Here is a 16,944-nt window from a genome sequence, read left to right as displayed (position 1 = left end):
TTGAAGAAAAATTGAGTTTTGTGATTTGTGTCTAATAAATCGCTAAAAAAATTGCTAAAAGTGATGATATGAGAGGAGAAATCTAGAATGTATTGGTTTTTCCTATCGCAAATATTTTGCTGGAGAAATTACCTTTTTAAAGCTAATTATGCTATCTTAACTCAATTAGATTCAAACAAGTCCATTCAAGGAGAATATAATGACAACTCAGTTAGATTCACTTCGTAAAATGACCGTCGTTGTGGCTGATACTGGCGATATTGATGCAATTAAAAAATACCAACCGCAAGATGCAACAACAAACCCATCTTTAATTTTAAGTGCTTCAGCATTACCTCAATATGCACCATTAATTGATGAAGCGATTGCTTATGCAAAAGCGCAAAGTGCGAATAAAGCACAACAATTAATTGATGCAGAAGATAAATTAGCGGTAAACATTGGGTTAGAAATTTTAAAAATTGTTCCGAGACGCATTTCAACAGAAGTAGATGCGCGCCTTTCTTACGATACCCAAGCAACCGTTGAAAAAGCACGTAAACTTATCGCACTTTATAATGCGGCAGGCATTTCAAATGATCGTATTTTGATCAAAATTGCTTCAACATGGCAAGGTATTCGTGCGGCAGAAATTCTTGAAAAAGAAGGCATTAACTGTAACTTAACGTTATTATTCTCCGAAGCGCAAGCTCGCGCCTGTGCTGAAGCGGGTGTTTATTTAATTTCGCCATTCGTAGGCCGTATTTTAGACTGGTACAAAGCAAATACCGATAAAAAAGAATATGCGCCAGCAGAAGACCCAGGTGTCATTTCTGTAACCAAAATTTATAACTATTACAAAGAATATGGTTATAAAACGGTGGTGATGGGCGCAAGTTTCCGTAATGTAGGCGAAATTATTGAATTAGCAGGTTGTGACCGTTTAACTATTGCACCCGCTTTACTCAAAGAATTACAAGAAAATTCAACCGCACTTGTACGTAAACTAGAGTACAAAGGTGAAGTAAAAGCGAAACCTCAACCGTTAACTACTGAAGCAGAGTTCTATTGGCAACATAACAGCGATGCGATGGCAGTTGAAAAATTAGCAGAGGGAATTCGCAAATTTGCAGTTGACCAAGAGAAATTAGAAGCAATGCTTTCAGCAAAACTTTAATTTGATAGAGAAGAAAGTGCGGTTGGAAATAACCGCATTTTTTATTCTTATCATAAAATGTTCTAACTCTTAATAATTAGTTCTTGACTAACTCACCAAAGTCATTGAAAATTCAAGATAAGTTTTGCTAAAGCAAAATGGGAACTGCGACTTTTGATACAAAGAGCGGTCATTTTTTTCTTTTTTCGGAGCAAATATATGTCAGGTATTTTTGAACAAACTCCTGCTAATCGTCGTCGTTATGGCGTAGCGATTTTTGTTGGTATTATTGCAGGTTTGATTTCTGCATTCGTAAAATGGGGTGCAGAGCATCCATTTCCACCGCGTAGTCCAATTGATTTCTTCGCGGCAGCATGTAAAGTAGACATTACAGGCTTAAGCCAAGATCAAATTCTTCAAGTCTGTTCACGTGCATTCTTAAACCCACCACACGTATTCTTACGTGATTATTTAGGTATTGATCCAACTCAAGCCGTATTTACTTTTGCAGATCATGGTTTTGACTGGATTGGTGTGACTCACATTACTTTCTCATTAGTATTTGCTATTGCTTACTGCTTAGTGGCAGAACGTTTCCCTAAAATCAAATTTTGGCAGGGTATTGGTGCTGGTTTAATCGCCGATATTTTTGTGCATTACATTACTTTCCCTGCATTGGGTTTAACACCACCTGTTGCAGAATGGCCGTTATATGAACATATTTCTGAATTAGTGGGACACATTTTCTGGTTCTGGACAATTGAGATTATTCGCCGTGATCTACGTAACCGTATTACTCACGAGCCCGATGCAGAAATTCCATTAAAAAATACAACAGAATAATCAATCTTTTTGAGTAAGAATGCCACCAATAAGGTGGCATTTTTACTGACATTGAAATCCAAAATATCGTTTTACAAGAAAGTTAGTACTAGAATTTAAATAAATTTTTTGTAGTTATCTCTCAAGTTGGTTAGAATAAAGACAATTTTTTGTAATAGGAAAGTGGAATGAAAAAAGCACCTTTACTTGCAGTAAGCTTAATGACAACGGCTGTTTTAACAGGTTGTGCAACCAAAGCTGATGGTGAACGCAATGATAAATTAGAAGGTTTTAACCGTACGATGTTTGATTTTAACTATAAAGTCATGGATCGCTATGTGTTGGAACCAGCAGCAAAAGGCTGGCGTGATTACGTGCCAACACCGGTTACAAAAGGTCTATCCAATGTGGCAAATAACTTGGATGAGCCGGTGAGCTTTGTTAACCGTTTATTAGAAGGTGAACCGAAAAAAGCCTTTGTTCACTTCAACCGCTTTTGGATTAACTCAACCTTTGGTATCGGTGGCTTATTTGACTTTGCAAGTGCAAGTAAAGAATTACAGGTTTATGATCAACGTAGCTTTGGTGAAACATTGGGCACCTATGGTGTAGATGCAGGTACTTATATTGTATTGCCAATTTATAATGCGACGACACCTCGTCAATTAACGGGTGCAGTAGTTGATGCAGCTTATACCTATCCTTTCTGGAATTGGGTAGGCGGTCCGTGGTCACTTGTAAAATATGGAGTGCAAGCGGTAGATAAACGCTCGAAAACATTGGATCAAACCGAGTTGCTCAATCAAGCACAAGATCCTTATGTTACCTTCCGCGAAGCTTATTATCAGAATTTAGAATTTAAAGTAAATGATGGCAAAGTAAAAGAAAGCTCACAGAAAGAATTGTCTGATGATGTATTAAAAGAGATTGATTAAGAATACTCGTATAAGCGATAAAGTCACTTATATGTTAGGATAGCAAGCGTATTTATTCGTCAATATTAAAGGAGAATATCATGACTAAAATCATTCACACAGAAAAAGCCCCAGCAGCAATCGGTCCTTATGTTCAAGCGGTAGATTTAGGTAATTTAGTTTTAACATCTGGACAAATTCCCGTTAATCCGGCGAATGGTGAAGTGCCGAAAGATATTGTGGCACAAGCGCGTCAATCTTTAGAGAATGTGAAAGCGATTATTGAACAAGCGGGTTTGGCCGTGGGTGATATTGTGAAAACTACTGTGTTTGTGAAAGATCTGAATGATTTTGCAGCAGTAAATGCAGAGTACGAGAAGTTCTTTAAAGAAAACAATCATCCGAATTTCCCAGCTCGTTCTTGTGTAGAAGTGGCTCGATTACCAAAAGATGTAGGTGTGGAAATCGAAGCAATTGCGGTAAGAAAATAATCGCAAAGTGCGGTTAAAATCTGCAGATTTTTTCTACAATAGACTTTACAAGAGCGAGATTAATCACTATAATCTCGCTCCTAAATTACGCTCAGCGTAAAATTTCTGGTTGGTGCTTGACCTATTCAAGCCCCGTCCAAGACCGTAGGGAATGGTTAGCAATAATCGTCTTAATAATCCTACGTAGATGGTGAACAGAATAAGAATATTTCTTGCTTCTGGGCACCGAAGTCGTCCTAGTCTGAAAGATAACTCTTTCGATGAGGTAAATTAATTCCGAGAAATCGGAGTGTATTCAGGAGCTAAAAGCCAATGGCATTAAATCTTCAAGACAAACAAGCAATTGTTGCCGAAGTAAATGAAGCAGCCAAAGGTGCACTTTCAGCAGTAATCGCGGATTCTCGCGGTGTAACTGTTGATAAAATGACTGAATTACGTAAAGCAGCTCGTGAAGCGGGTGTAACAATGCGCGTTGTTCGTAATACTTTATTACGTCGTGCGGTTGAAGGCACTGATTTCGAATGCTTACAAGATACGTTTGTAGGTCCAACACTTATCGCATTCTCTAATGAACACCCAGGTGCAGCAGCACGTTTGTTCAAAGATTTTGCTAAAGCAAACGATAAGTTTGAAATTAAAGGTGCAGCCTTTGAAGGTAAGATCCAAGATGTTGAATTCTTAGCAACATTACCAACTTACGAAGAAGCAATTGCACGTTTAATGGGCACAATGAAAGAAGCTGCGGCAGGCAAACTTGTTCGCACTTTTGCGGCATTACGCGACAAATTACAAGAAGCAGCTTAATCATTAAGCGTTTCTTACTTCATTTAACTTTATTAATTTTAGGAATTGATTGTTATGTCATTAACTAACGAACAAATCATTGAAGCGATTGCTTCTAAATCTGTAACTGAAATCGTTGAATTAATCGCAGCGATGGAAGAAAAATTCGGCGTTTCTGCAGCAGCAGTAGCAGCAGCTCCAGCAGCTGGCGGTGCAGCAGCAGCGGCAGAAGAAAAAACTGAATTCGACGTAGTTCTTGCTGAAGCTGGTGCTAACAAAGTAGCAGTTATCAAAGCAGTACGTGGTGCAACTGGTTTAGGCTTAAAAGAAGCTAAAGACTTAGTTGAATCTGCTCCAGCTAACTTAAAAGAAGGCATTTCTAAAGAAGAAGCTGAAGCACTTAAGAAAGAATTAGAAGAAGCTGGTGCAAAAGTAGAAATCAAATAATTTTTGATTCACTTATGTCCTGTTTCTCAGGCTTAATGGCTGGTGGTTTACCATCAGCCATTTTGTGCTATCAAAAACAGTACAAAAAAACAGATAGGCATTTTCCGTTTAATGGTATCTGTTTCCACTTAAATTAATCAGACGTTTTAATTTAAGTAGCCCACTACAGAAGTAAGGTTCAGAGTGCGGTATCCGAAACGGCGTCAATCTCCGATATAAATAAAAACGTCAATCAATTTGACTGCACTTTTCTTTATATCAACTCGGTCTCACTAAAATTTACAGAGGAAAACCAATAATGGGTTACTCCTATACTGAGAAAAAACGAATTCGTAAAGACTTCGGCAAACGTCCGCAAGTTTTAAATGTACCTTATTTATTAACTATCCAATTAGATTCTTTTGATAAATTCATTCAAAAAGATCCTGAAGGTCAACAAGGCTTAGAAGCTGCATTCCGTTCTGTTTTTCCAATCGTAAGCAATAATGGCTATACAGAATTACAATATGTTGATTACCGTTTAGAAGAGCCAGAGTTTGATGTACGTGAATGTCAAATTCGTGGTTCCACTTATGCGGCAGGGTTGCGTGTCAAATTACGTTTAGTTAGCTACGATAAAGAATCTTCATCACATGCAGTAAAAGACATCAAAGAAAGCGAAGTGTACATGGGAGAAATCCCATTGATGACTGATAATGGTACCTTTGTGATCAATGGTACCGAGCGTGTTATCGTTTCACAATTACACCGTAGCCCAGGCGTATTCTTTGATTCTGATAAAGGGAAAACACACTCTTCAGGTAAAGTGCTTTATAACGCACGTATTATCCCTTACCGTGGGTCTTGGTTGGATTTCGAATTTGATCCAAAAGATAACTTATATGCACGTATTGACCGTCGTCGTAAATTACCGGCAACCATTATTTTACGTGCGTTAGGTTATACGGTTGAAGAAATCTTAAACCTATTCTTTGACAGAGTAACGTTCGAAATCGCTGGCAATAAATTATTAATGACCTTAGTACCAGAGCGTTTACGCGGTGAAACGGCGACATTTGATATCGAAGCAAATGGCAAAGTCTATGTAGAACGTGGTCGTCGTATTACAGCTCGTCATATCAAAGCATTAGAAAAAGATAATGTGACACAAGTTGAGGTGCCAACGGAATACATTATTGGTAAAGTTTCTGCAAAAGATTACGTTGATCTTGATTCTGGAGAGATTATTTGTCCAGTTAACAGTGAAATTTCATTAGAAGGATTAGCGAAGTTATCTCAAGCGGGCTATAAAGTCATCGAAACATTGTTTACTAACGATTTAGATTATGGTCCATATATTTCTGAGACATTACGTGTTGATCCAACTTACGATCGTATAAGTGCATTATATGAAATCTATCGCATGATGCGTCCAGGTGAACCACCTACACCCGAATCTTCGGAAGCGTTATTCAATAACTTATTCTTCTCTGCAGAACGTTATGATTTATCTGCAGTAGGTCGTATGAAGTTTAATCGCTCGTTAGGTATTCCTGAAGGCGAGGGGACGGGTATTTTAAGTAACGACGATATCATTGGTGTGATGAAAAAACTCATCGACATCCGCAATGGTCGTGGTGAAGTGGATGATATCGACCACTTGGGTAACCGTCGTATTCGTTCCGTAGGTGAAATGGCAGAAAACCAATTCCGTATTGGTTTAGTTCGTGTAGAAAGAGCGGTTAAAGAGCGTTTATCTTTAGGCGATTTAGATGCGATCACGCCACAAGACTTAATTAATCCAAAACCAATTTCTGCGGCAGTGAAAGAATTCTTTGGTTCTTCACAACTTTCGCAATTCATGGACCAAAACAATCCATTATCAGAAGTGACACATAAACGTCGTATTTCTGCATTAGGTCCAGGCGGTTTAACGCGTGAACGCGCAGGCTTTGAGGTACGTGACGTACATAACACCCACTATGGTCGTTTATGTCCAATTGAAACTCCTGAAGGTCCAAACATCGGTTTGATCAACTCACTTTCTGCGTTTGCTCGTACGAACGATTATGGTTTCTTAGAAACCCCGTATCGTAAAGTGGTTGATGGCCAAGTAACTGAAGAAATCGAATATTTATCTGCAATTGATGAAGCGAACTACATCATTGCACAGGCGAACTCAAATCTTGATGAGAACAATCGCTTTACTGATGCATTCGTTACTGCGCGTGGTGAGCGTGGTGAATCTGGTCTTTATAAACCAGAAGAAATTCATTATATGGACGTTTCAACTCAACAAGTGGTATCTGTGGCTGCAGCGTTAATTCCATTCTTAGAGCATGACGATGCGAACCGTGCCTTAATGGGTGCGAACATGCAACGTCAAGCAGTTCCGACTTTACGTGCTGATAAGCCGTTAGTGGGTACAGGTATGGAAAAACCAATCGCACTTGACTCAGGTGTGGCGGTTGTTGCGAAACGTGGTGGTACAGTTCAATACGTTGATGCGTCTCGTATCGTTATCAAAGTAAATGAAGACGAAACTGTAGCAGGCGAAGCGGGTATCGATATTTATAACTTAATTAAATACACCCGTTCTAACCAAAATACCTGTATCAACCAAATTCCTTGTGTGAATTTAGGCGATCCAATTAACCGTGGTGAAGTATTAGCTGATGGTCCTTCAACAGATTTAGGTGAATTAGCATTAGGTCAAAATATCCGTGTGGCGTTCATGCCTTGGAACGGTTATAACTTCGAAGACTCAATGTTAGTTTCTGAGCGTGTTGTACAACAAGACCGCTTCACGACAATCCACATTCAAGAATTATCTTGTGTGGCACGTGATACTAAATTAGGTTCTGAAGAAATCACTGCGGATATTCCAAACGTAGGTGAATCTGCATTAAGCAAATTGGATGAATCAGGTATCGTTTATGTGGGTGCTGAAGTGAAAGGTGGTGACATCTTAGTCGGTAAAGTAACCCCTAAAGGCGAAACGCAATTAACACCAGAAGAAAAATTGTTACGTGCAATCTTCGGTGAAAAAGCATCTGATGTGAAAGACTCTTCATTACGTGTACCAAACAGCGTAAGTGGTACTGTAATTGACGTTCAAGTCTTCACCCGTGATGGCGTAGAAAAAGACAAACGTGCATTAGAAATTGAAGAAATGCAGTTAAAACAAGCTAAGAAAGACCTTTCTGATGAATTAGAAATCTTAGAAGCTGGCTTGTTTGCTCGTGTACGTAATGTACTTATTGCAGGCGGTATTGATGCGGTTCAATTAGATAAAATGGATCGCACTAAATGGTTAGAACAAACCATTTCAGATGAAGAAAAACAAAACCAATTAGAACAGCTTGCTGAGCAATATGAAGAATTACGTAAAGAGTTTGAACACAAACTTGAAGTACAACGTAAGAAAATCATTAAAGGCGATGACCTTGCACCAGGCGTGTTAAAAGTGGTTAAAGTTTACCTTGCGGTGAAACGTCACATCCAGCCGGGTGATAAAATGGCGGGTCGTCATGGTAACAAAGGTGTTATCTCGAAAATTAACCCAGTTGAAGATATGCCATACGATGAGAATGGCCAACCTGTTGAAATCGTATTGAACCCACTGGGCGTACCATCTCGTATGAACATCGGTCAGATCTTAGAAACCCACTTAGGCTTAGCGGCGAAAGGTATCGGTGATCAAATCAATGCGATGATCAAACAAAAACAAGATGTTGAGAAACTTCGTGGCTATATGCAAAAAGCATACGATTTAGGTCATGGCGCACAAAAAGTTGATTTAAGCACCTTTAGCGATGACGAAATCATGCGTTTAGCGGAAAACCTACGTAAAGGTTTACCGGTAGCAACACCTGTGTTTGATGGTGCTGCTGAGCAAGAAATCAAAGAAATGTTGAAACTCGGTGGCTTACCAACTTCAGGTCAGATTACGTTATATGATGGCCGTACTGGTGAGAAATTCGAGCGTCCAGTAACTGTAGGTTATATGTACATGCTCAAATTGAACCACTTAGTTGATGACAAAATGCATGCTCGTTCAACCGGTTCTTATAGTCTTGTTACTCAACAACCACTTGGTGGTAAAGCACAATTCGGTGGTCAACGTTTCGGTGAGATGGAGGTATGGGCACTTGAAGCATATGGTGCAGCTTACACCTTACAAGAAATGTTAACCGTGAAATCCGATGACGTGAACGGCCGTACGAAGATGTATAAAAACATTGTCGGTGGCAACCAACAAATGGATCCGGGTACGCCAGAATCTTTCAACGTAATTATGAAAGAAATCCGTTCACTTGGTTTGAATATCGAGTTAGACGAAGAGTAATCGACAAACCTGTCTTCCCCTGTTCGCAGGGGAAGCAAAAGGAAGAAATCACCGAAGTGCGATTAAAAAACAAAATATTTTTGACCACACTTTGAAACCCTTAACTCCGACAGGAGACTATTTGTGAAAGACTTAGTTAAGTTTTTAAAAGCACAATCAAAAACGAGTGAAGATTTTGATGTGATTAAAATTGGGTTAGCTTCTCCAGACATGATCCGTTCGTGGTCATTTGGTGAAGTTAAAAAACCTGAAACAATCAACTATCGTACGTTCAAACCTGAGCGTGATGGTCTTTTCTGTGCACGTATTTTCGGGCCAGTAAAAGATTACGAATGTTTATGCGGTAAATATAAACGCTTAAAACACCGTGGTGTGATTTGTGAAAAATGTGGTGTTGAAGTTACACAAACTAAAGTGCGTCGTGAACGTATGGGCCATATCGAATTGGCTTGTCCAGTTGCACACATTTGGTTCTTAAAATCACTTCCATCCCGTATTGGTTTATTACTTGATATGCCATTACGTGATATTGAACGTGTGCTTTACTTTGAAATGTACATCGTGACCGAACCGGGTATGACCGATTTGGAACGTGGACAGTTATTAACTGAAGAACAATTCCTTGATGCAGAAGACCGTTGGCAAGATGAATTCGAAGCGAAAATGGGTGCTGAAGCAATTCAAGATTTACTTAAAGGTATTGATCTTGAAGTGGAATGTGAAAAATTACGTGAAGAGTTACAAGAAACTAACTCTGAAACAAAACGTAAGAAAATCACTAAACGCTTAAAATTATTAGAAGCTTTCCAACAGTCTGGTAATAAACCAGAGTGGATGGTGATGACGGTATTACCGGTACTTCCACCAGATTTACGTCCGTTAGTACCATTAGATGGTGGTCGTTTTGCAACATCTGATTTGAACGATTTATATCGTCGCGTGATCAACCGTAACAACCGTTTAAAACGTTTATTAGATTTAATTGCACCAGATATTATCGTGCGCAACGAAAAACGTATGTTACAAGAATCTGTGGATGCGTTATTAGATAATGGTCGTCGTGGTCGTGCGATTACGGGTTCTAACCGTCGTCCATTAAAATCACTTGCGGATATGATCAAAGGTAAACAAGGTCGTTTCCGTCAAAACTTATTAGGTAAACGTGTTGACTATTCAGGCCGTTCTGTAATCACTGTAGGTCCATACTTGCACTTACACCAATGTGGTTTACCGAAGAAAATGGCATTGGAATTATTCCGTCCGTTTATCTATGCAAAATTAGAAAGCCGTGGTTATGCAACCACAATTAAAGCGGCTAAGAAAATGGTTGAGCGTGAAGACGCGATCGTTTGGGATATCTTGGCAGAAGTTATTCGTGAGCACCCAATTCTATTGAACCGTGCACCGACACTTCACCGTTTAGGTATTCAAGCGTTTGAACCACTTCTAATCGAAGGTAAAGCAATCCAGTTACACCCACTTGTTTGTGCGGCGTTCAACGCGGACTTCGATGGTGACCAAATGGCGGTTCACGTACCATTAACACTTGAAGCGCAGTTAGAAGCACGTGCGTTAATGATGTCAACCAACAACGTACTTTCACCAGCAAACGGTGATCCAATTATCGTTCCATCACAAGACGTGGTGTTGGGTCTTTATTATATGACCCGTGAAAAAGTAAACGGTAAAGGCGAAGGCATGTTATTGCAAGATCCGCGCGAAGCTGAAAAAGCGTATCGCACAGGTGAAGCGGAGTTACATTCTCGTGTTAAAGTACGTATTACTGAATATGTGAAAAATGAAGCTGGCGAATTAGAAGAGAAAACCACATTAACCGATACCACTATCGGTCGTGCAATCTTATGGATGATCGCGCCGAAAGGCATGCCTTATTTATTGTTCAACCAAACATTAGGTAAAAAAGCAATTTCTAAACTCATCAACGAAGCTTATCGTCGTTTAGGTTTGAAAGAAGCAGTAATGTTTGCTGACCATATTATGTATACCGGTTTTGCTTACGCTGCACGTTCAGGTTCTTCTGTGGGTATCGATGATATGGTTATCCCAGAGAAAAAATATGAAATTATTTCTGCAGCGGAAGAAGAAGTGGCAGAAATTCAAGAACAGTTCCAATCTGGTCTTGTAACAGCTGGCGAACGTTATAACAAAGTTATCGATATTTGGGCTGCGGCGAATGAGCGCGTAGCGAAAGCGATGATGGAAAACTTATCTCAGGAAGAAGTCATCAACCGTGAAGGTAACCCTGAGAAACAAGCTTCTTTCAACAGTATCTTTATGATGGCTGACTCTGGTGCGCGTGGTTCTGCAGCTCAGATTCGTCAGTTAGCAGGTATGCGTGGTTTGATGGCGCGTCCAGATGGTTCGATCATCGAAACCCCAATTACAGCGAACTTCCGTGAAGGTTTGAACGTACTTCAGTACTTTATTTCAACCCACGGTGCACGTAAAGGTTTGGCGGATACCGCATTAAAAACAGCAAACTCGGGTTACTTAACTCGTCGTTTAGTTGATGTAGCACAAGACTTAGTGATCGTTGAAGATGACTGTGGTACACACGAAGGCTTAGTCATGACTCCATTAATCGAAGGTGGCGATGAGAAAGTTCCACTTCGCGAATTAGTGTTAGGTCGTGTTGTAGCTGAAGATGTGTATAAACCAGGTACAGAAGAAGTTTTAATTGCACGTAACACGTTATTAGATGAAAAACTTTGTGATGTGTTAGATGCAAACTCAGTGGACAGCGTAAAAGTACGTTCTGTTGTAACTTGTGATACTGACTTCGGTGTATGTGCGAAATGTTACGGTCGTGACTTAGCACGTGGTCACCTCATCAACCAAGGTGAAGCAGTGGGTGTTATCGCTGCTCAATCTATCGGTGAGCCAGGTACACAGTTAACCATGCGTACGTTCCACATCGGTGGTGCAGCTTCTGCAGCCGCGAAAGAATCTAGCGTACAAATCAAAAACAACGGTACTTTACACCTTGCTAACGCAAAATTCGTTGTGAATGACGAAGGTAAATTAGTGTTAACTTCTCGTAATACTGAGTTAACCGTAACCGATGCATTCGGTCGTACGAAAGAACACTATAAAGTGCCTTACGGTACGGTATTGAATAAAGCAGATGGTCAAGAAGTATCAGCAGGTGAAACAGTGGCAAACTGGGATCCACATACCATGCCAGTTGTCTCTGAGGTATCAGGTTTTGTGAAATTCGTTGATATCGTGGACGGTTTAACTGTAACTCGTCAAACGGATGAATTAACCGGTCTTTCTTCTATCGTGGTACAAGACGTGGGTGAACGTGCAACAGCAGGTAAAGATTTACGTCCAACCATCAAATTAGTTGATGCAAAAGGTAACGATATTTTCTTACCTGAAACTGATGTTATTGCACAATACTTCTTACCAGGTAAAGCAATCGTAAGTTTAGATGACGGTGCGGAAGTGAAAGTGGGTGAACCACTTGCACGTATTCCACAAGAATCTGTAGGTACTAAAGATATTACTGGTGGTCTTCCACGCGTTGCTGATTTATTCGAAGCTCGTAAACCGAAAGAGCCTGCTATTTTGGCAGAAATTTCAGGTATCGTGTCCTTCGGTAAAGAAACCAAAGGTAAACGTCGCTTGTTAATCACCCCAACTGAAGGTGAAATCTACGAAGAAATGATTCCAAAATGGCGTCAGCTCAACGTATTTGAAGGTGAGATGGTAGAACGTGGTGACGTGATTTCTGATGGTGCAGAGACACCACACGATATCTTACGTTTACGCGGTGTTCGTGCTGTAACTGAATATATCGTAAACGAAGTGCAAGAAGTTTACCGCTTACAAGGGGTAAAAATTAACGATAAGCACATCGAAGTTATTGTACGTCAAATGTTACGTAAAGCAGTCATTACGAAAGCTTATGACAGCGAATTCCTCGAAGGGGAACAAGTTGAAGTAGCTCGCGTGAAAATTGTGAACCGTAAACGTGAAGTGGAAGGTAAACCACCGGTTGAATTCGAACGTGAATTACTTGGTATTACCAAAGCATCATTGGCGACAGAATCCTTCATTTCTGCGGCATCGTTCCAAGAAACCACTCGCGTGCTTACTGAAGCTGCGGTGGCGGGTAAACGTGATGAATTACGCGGCTTGAAAGAGAACGTAATTGTAGGTCGTTTAATCCCTGCAGGTACTGGTTTTGCGTATCACCAAGGTCGTCACAAAAAACGTATTGTAGACGATGTTGTGATTAAATTGTCTGAAGACGATGAAGCAGCAATTGCTGATGAATTTGTCATGACAGCAGATGATGCAACCGCTAACTTAGCAGAAATGCTTAATATGGCAGATGATGCAGAGTAATCGCTAATCAATAAAAGAAAACCCAAGTTTAAACTTGGGTTTTTTATTATCTTAATACAGAAAGAGCGGTTAGGTTTTGATGAATTTTTCTTTTGGAAAAGTATTGTAAAATGACCGCACTTTCTTTTCATCAATAAAAAGCCACCCTAATGGATGGCTTTGAAATATGTACTTCTAAGCTAAGATTACCAGCCTTTTACAACACCATCTTTAAAGTGTTTTTTCGCTTCTTGGTAAACTTCTTCAGTTTGGTACGCTTTGACGAAATCTTGGATCGCTTTGCTGTCTTTGTTATCAGTACGTGCAACGATGATGTTTACGTATGGAGAATCTTTATCTTCTACGAAGACACCGTTATCTTGCGCATTTAAACCAACTTGACCCGCATAAGTGTTATTTACAACAGCAAGATCAACATCATCTAGTGCACGAGCGGCAACAGAAGTATCTACTTCAGAAATTTTGAAGTTTTTCTGATTTTCAACAATATCAGCTACAGTTGAAAGAAGGTCGTTAACATTTTTAAGTTTGATTAAACCTTGTTTTTCTAGAAGAATTAATGCGCGACCGCGGTTTGACGGATCGTTTGGAACAACGATTTTAGCACCTTCTTTTAAATCATTTACATTTTTAATAGTTTTAGAATAACCAGCAAGTGGGTAAACAAAGGTGTTACCAACGATCACTAAGTTATTTAAGCTTTTTGCTTTTGCATCTTCATCTAGGTAAGGTTTGTGTTGCATTGCGTTAGCATCTAAATCACCTTTAGATACCGCAGTGTTTGGTAATGCGTAGTCATTGAATAAAACAAATTCAACATTTAAGTTGTATTTATCTTTTGCGACTTTTGCAGCAGTTTCAGCTACTTGGTGCTCAGGACCCGCCATTACACCAACTTTGATTGATGTTGCAGTAGGTGTAGTTGATGCTACATCTGCTTTTTTCTCTTCTTTACACCCTGTTAATACTAATGCTGACGCAATAGCAGTGATAGCAAATAAGTTTTTTAATTTCATGTTTTTTCCTTGTTGTGAATAAAATACTATAGAAAATAATTAACGGTGATCCACTCGTTTTGCGAGCGTGTCGCCTAATTTTTGACTGAGCATCACGATAATCACGATAACAATCGTTGCCGCCCAAGTTACCGATGGCATATTGCGATAGACACCATAGTTAATGGCGAGGCTTCCTAAGCCGCCACCGCCTTGCGTTCCCGCCATTGCGGTATAGCCAATTAATGTCACGAAAGTGAGCGTAATAGCATTAATTAGCGTAGGTAGGGATTCAGGCAAATAGAATTTACGAATAATTTGCCAATTGGTTGCACCCATTGCTTTTGCGGTTTCAGTTAAACCCATTGGAATCTCAAAAAGCGCATTACTTGTTAGGCGAGCAAAAAATGGTGTTGCCGCCGCACTTAATGACACAATCGCTGCATTAGAACCAATGCTCCCGCTAGGAAGTAACCAACTGGTAAGCGGAATTAAAGCAAGTAACAAAATAATATAAGGGATTGAACGTCCAATATTAATAATGACATTTAAACACGCATTGAGCTTTTTGCTTTCTAAAATCGCCCCTTTATTGGTTAAAAAGGTTAAAAAACCTAATGGTAAACCTAATAAAGCTGCAATTAATGTTGATAAGACCGACATATAAATTGTTTCAACGGTAGATACCGTTAATAAATTAGCAAAATTATCGGGAAATTGTTGGCTAAGTGTTGCCCATAATTCATTGAACATAGCCTAGTACCTCTACTCGAACATTATTTTCCATTAAATAGACCTTAGTTTGTGTAATTGCATCTTCATCACCTTCAACTTCTGCAATAGTAAAGCCGAATTTAACGCCACCGGCATAATCAATTTGTGAAGTTAAAATACTGAGTTCGACACCAAACTTTTTCGATGCTTGAGAAAGTAGTGGCGCATCGACAGAGCGACCAGTAAATTCAAATTTGATAATTGGGTAAGATCTTGCATGTTTGGGACTATGAGATAAATTTTCCAAGTATTCTTCTGGCAACGAGATATGGAAAGTAGAACTAATAAATTCTTGAGCTAACTTTGTTTTTGGATTAGAGAAAATTTCGCTAACTGTGCCTTGTTCAACGAGACGGCCTTTATCAATTACTGCAACTTGATCGCAGATTCGTTTAACTACTTCCATTTCATGGGTAATAAGAAGAATTGTAATGCCTAAAGAGCGGTTGATTTCTTTTAATAATTTTAGAATGGATTGTGTTGTAGCGGGATCTAATGCGCTAGTAGCTTCATCACATAATAATACTTTGGGATCACTTGCAAGTGCTCGAGCAATGGCTACACGCTGTTTTTGGCCGCCTGAGAGATTAGCTGGATACACATTATGTTTATCACTTAATCCAACAAGCGCTAAAAGTGCGGTTGTTTTCTCTTGAATTTCTGCTTTTGATTTATTTTCTAATTCAAGTGGTAACGCTACGTTTTCAAAAACGGTTCGAGAGGTCAATAAATTAAAATGTTGGAAAATCATGCCGATTTGGCGGCGTGTTTTCACTAATTCAGCGTCAGAAAGTTGAGTTAAATCTACGCCATCGATGATTACGGCACCGTGAGTTGGTCTTTCTAATAAGTTTACACAACGGATCAGCGTACTTTTGCCCGCACCAGAGGCACCAATGACCCCACAAATCTGTCCTTTAGGCACATGTAATGAAACATTATCAAGTGCAGTCAGTTTTTTATCTGGAAGTGTAAAAATCTTCGTAATATTATTTAGCTTAATCATATAAGCCCTTGTCGTCAGTTAATATCTAAGTTTAATCTGTATTCTAGACGTCTAGATTGCTATGTCAATATGTTAACGGATCTTTTTTAGATTGATTGGTTATGACTTATTATTGCTAATGTAGAAGATAAAGGAGATAATTTGCCTTAAGAAGAAGGTAAATAAGAAAATATATGAAGAAAGCTATTTTTTTGGATCGAGATGGTACCTTAAATATCGACCATGGTTATGTTTATAAAATTGAAGATTTCCAATTTATTGAAGGCAGTATTGATGCACTAAAAGCGCTAAAAGAACTGGGATACCTTTTAGTTTTAGTGACGAATCAATCAGGTATTGCTCGTGGATATTTTTCAGAAGAACAATTTTTGCAGCTTACAGAATGGATGGACTGGTCATTGGCTGATCGTGGTATTGATTTAGATGGTATCTACTATTGTCCTCATCACCCGGAAGGGAAAGGCGAATATAAAGAAGACTGTGCATGTAGAAAACCAAAATCAGGCATGTTATTAGAGGCGATTAAAGCACTAAAAATCGATCCTGCGCAATCTATTATGGTTGGCGATAAGATTGAAGATCTTAAAGCGGGTATTGACGCAAACGTGAGAACAAATATTTTAGTACGAACAGGTAAACCTATTACAGAAGAAGGAGAGAATCTCGCTGATTATGTTTTGGATTCTATTGCAGATTTACCAAGAATAGCAAAGCGATTAATTAAATAACAAAAATAATCTATTTTTTGAGCGAATAGACGAAAAGATATTCAATTAAGAAAAAAATCACATTTTTTACAAAAAAGCACTTGCAAAGAATTCTGAAATATCTATAATACGCCCCACACAACGACGCACTGTTGTGAAACGTAATAAA

12 protein-coding genes are annotated in these 16,944 nt (G+C 39.2%); 9 read left to right on the top strand and 3 right to left on the bottom strand.

Annotated features, from left to right (window positions below; translation table 11 throughout):
* The first annotated feature begins 199 nt into the window (after positions 1 to 199).
* The 8 genes from tal to rpoC all read left to right on the top strand — a co-directional run bounded on the left by tal (position 200) and on the right by rpoC (position 13,293).
* Entirely contained in the window at positions 200 to 1,156 is a 957-nt protein-coding gene (tal, locus tag ACXVWP_RS04810) for a transaldolase (RefSeq protein ID WP_458473278.1), read from the top strand.
* Between the two features lie 198 nt (positions 1,157 to 1,354).
* Complete coding sequence (locus ACXVWP_RS04805; RefSeq protein ID WP_289902103.1) at positions 1,355 to 1,978, top strand: YagU family protein; 624 nt, start codon at positions 1,355 to 1,357, stop codon at positions 1,976 to 1,978.
* Between the two features lie 167 nt (positions 1,979 to 2,145).
* The gene (locus tag ACXVWP_RS04800; protein WP_289902102.1) at positions 2,146 to 2,892 is read left to right on the top strand and encodes an MlaA family lipoprotein; all 747 of its coding nucleotides are present in this window, start codon (positions 2,146 to 2,148) and stop codon (positions 2,890 to 2,892) included.
* An 80-nt stretch (positions 2,893 to 2,972) separates the two neighbouring features.
* Positions 2,973 to 3,362, top strand: coding sequence for a RidA family protein (locus tag ACXVWP_RS04795; protein ID WP_289902101.1), 390 nt, complete (start codon positions 2,973 to 2,975; stop codon positions 3,360 to 3,362).
* Between the two features lie 312 nt (positions 3,363 to 3,674).
* Positions 3,675 to 4,166 carry a 50S ribosomal protein L10 gene (gene rplJ / locus ACXVWP_RS04790; RefSeq protein ID WP_005694693.1) on the top strand — a complete coding sequence of 164 codons (492 nt, stop codon included), beginning with the start codon at positions 3,675 to 3,677 and terminating at the stop codon, positions 4,164 to 4,166.
* Positions 4,167 to 4,220: 54 nt separating this feature from the next.
* Complete coding sequence (gene rplL / locus ACXVWP_RS04785) at positions 4,221 to 4,592, top strand: 50S ribosomal protein L7/L12 (RefSeq protein WP_049357197.1); 372 nt, start codon at positions 4,221 to 4,223, stop codon at positions 4,590 to 4,592.
* 298 nt (positions 4,593 to 4,890) lie between these two features.
* On the top strand, positions 4,891 to 8,919 hold the full coding sequence (rpoB, locus tag ACXVWP_RS04780; protein ID WP_289902100.1) for a DNA-directed RNA polymerase subunit beta: 4,029 nt from the start codon (positions 4,891 to 4,893) through the stop codon (positions 8,917 to 8,919).
* Positions 8,920 to 9,042: 123 nt separating this feature from the next.
* On the top strand, positions 9,043 to 13,293 hold the full coding sequence (gene rpoC, locus ACXVWP_RS04775; RefSeq protein ID WP_297568313.1) for a DNA-directed RNA polymerase subunit beta': 4,251 nt from the start codon (positions 9,043 to 9,045) through the stop codon (positions 13,291 to 13,293).
* A gap of 185 nt (positions 13,294 to 13,478) precedes the next feature.
* Here the strand turns inward: rpoC and ACXVWP_RS04770 are convergent, their stop codons facing one another.
* Genes ACXVWP_RS04770 through metN form a run of 3 tightly spaced genes read right to left on the bottom strand, consistent with a single transcriptional unit; the run spans position 13,479 to position 16,068 of the window.
* Complete coding sequence (locus tag ACXVWP_RS04770; RefSeq protein ID WP_289902098.1) at positions 13,479 to 14,309, bottom strand: MetQ/NlpA family lipoprotein; 831 nt, start codon at positions 14,307 to 14,309, stop codon at positions 13,479 to 13,481.
* Between the two features lie 39 nt (positions 14,310 to 14,348).
* The gene (locus ACXVWP_RS04765) at positions 14,349 to 15,041 is read right to left on the bottom strand and encodes a methionine ABC transporter permease (RefSeq protein ID WP_049357203.1); all 693 of its coding nucleotides are present in this window, start codon (positions 15,039 to 15,041) and stop codon (positions 14,349 to 14,351) included.
* The gene (metN, locus tag ACXVWP_RS04760; RefSeq protein ID WP_049357205.1) at positions 15,031 to 16,068 is read right to left on the bottom strand and encodes a methionine ABC transporter ATP-binding protein MetN; all 1,038 of its coding nucleotides are present in this window, start codon (positions 16,066 to 16,068) and stop codon (positions 15,031 to 15,033) included. The genes ACXVWP_RS04765 and metN overlap by 11 nt, the downstream gene beginning before the upstream one ends.
* A gap of 173 nt (positions 16,069 to 16,241) precedes the next feature.
* Between metN and gmhB the strand changes: the two genes are divergently transcribed.
* Complete coding sequence (gene gmhB / locus ACXVWP_RS04755) at positions 16,242 to 16,796, top strand: D-glycero-beta-D-manno-heptose 1,7-bisphosphate 7-phosphatase (RefSeq protein WP_049357206.1); 555 nt, start codon at positions 16,242 to 16,244, stop codon at positions 16,794 to 16,796.
* Positions 16,797 to 16,944: the final 148 nt, after the last annotated feature.

This window comes from Haemophilus sp. SZY H56 (assembly GCF_054332415.1).
This window is presented reverse-complemented; position numbering and strand designations above follow the sequence as displayed.

Coding starts and splice junctions, on each gene's coding strand:
- tal (WP_458473278.1), top strand. CDS start 200: ATGACAACTCAGTTAGATTCACTTCGTAAAATGACCGTCGTTGTGGCT.
- ACXVWP_RS04805 (WP_289902103.1), top strand. CDS start 1,355: ATGTCAGGTATTTTTGAACAAACTCCTGCTAATCGTCGTCGTTATGGC.
- ACXVWP_RS04800 (WP_289902102.1), top strand. CDS start 2,146: ATGAAAAAAGCACCTTTACTTGCAGTAAGCTTAATGACAACGGCTGTT.
- ACXVWP_RS04795 (WP_289902101.1), top strand. CDS start 2,973: ATGACTAAAATCATTCACACAGAAAAAGCCCCAGCAGCAATCGGTCCT.
- rplJ (WP_005694693.1), top strand. CDS start 3,675: ATGGCATTAAATCTTCAAGACAAACAAGCAATTGTTGCCGAAGTAAAT.
- rplL (WP_049357197.1), top strand. CDS start 4,221: ATGTCATTAACTAACGAACAAATCATTGAAGCGATTGCTTCTAAATCT.
- rpoB (WP_289902100.1), top strand. CDS start 4,891: ATGGGTTACTCCTATACTGAGAAAAAACGAATTCGTAAAGACTTCGGC.
- ACXVWP_RS04770 (WP_289902098.1), bottom strand. CDS start 14,309: ATGAAATTAAAAAACTTATTTGCTATCACTGCTATTGCGTCAGCATTA.
- ACXVWP_RS04765 (WP_049357203.1), bottom strand. CDS start 15,041: ATGTTCAATGAATTATGGGCAACACTTAGCCAACAATTTCCCGATAAT.
- metN (WP_049357205.1), bottom strand. CDS start 16,068: ATGATTAAGCTAAATAATATTACGAAGATTTTTACACTTCCAGATAAA.
- gmhB (WP_049357206.1), top strand. CDS start 16,242: ATGAAGAAAGCTATTTTTTTGGATCGAGATGGTACCTTAAATATCGAC.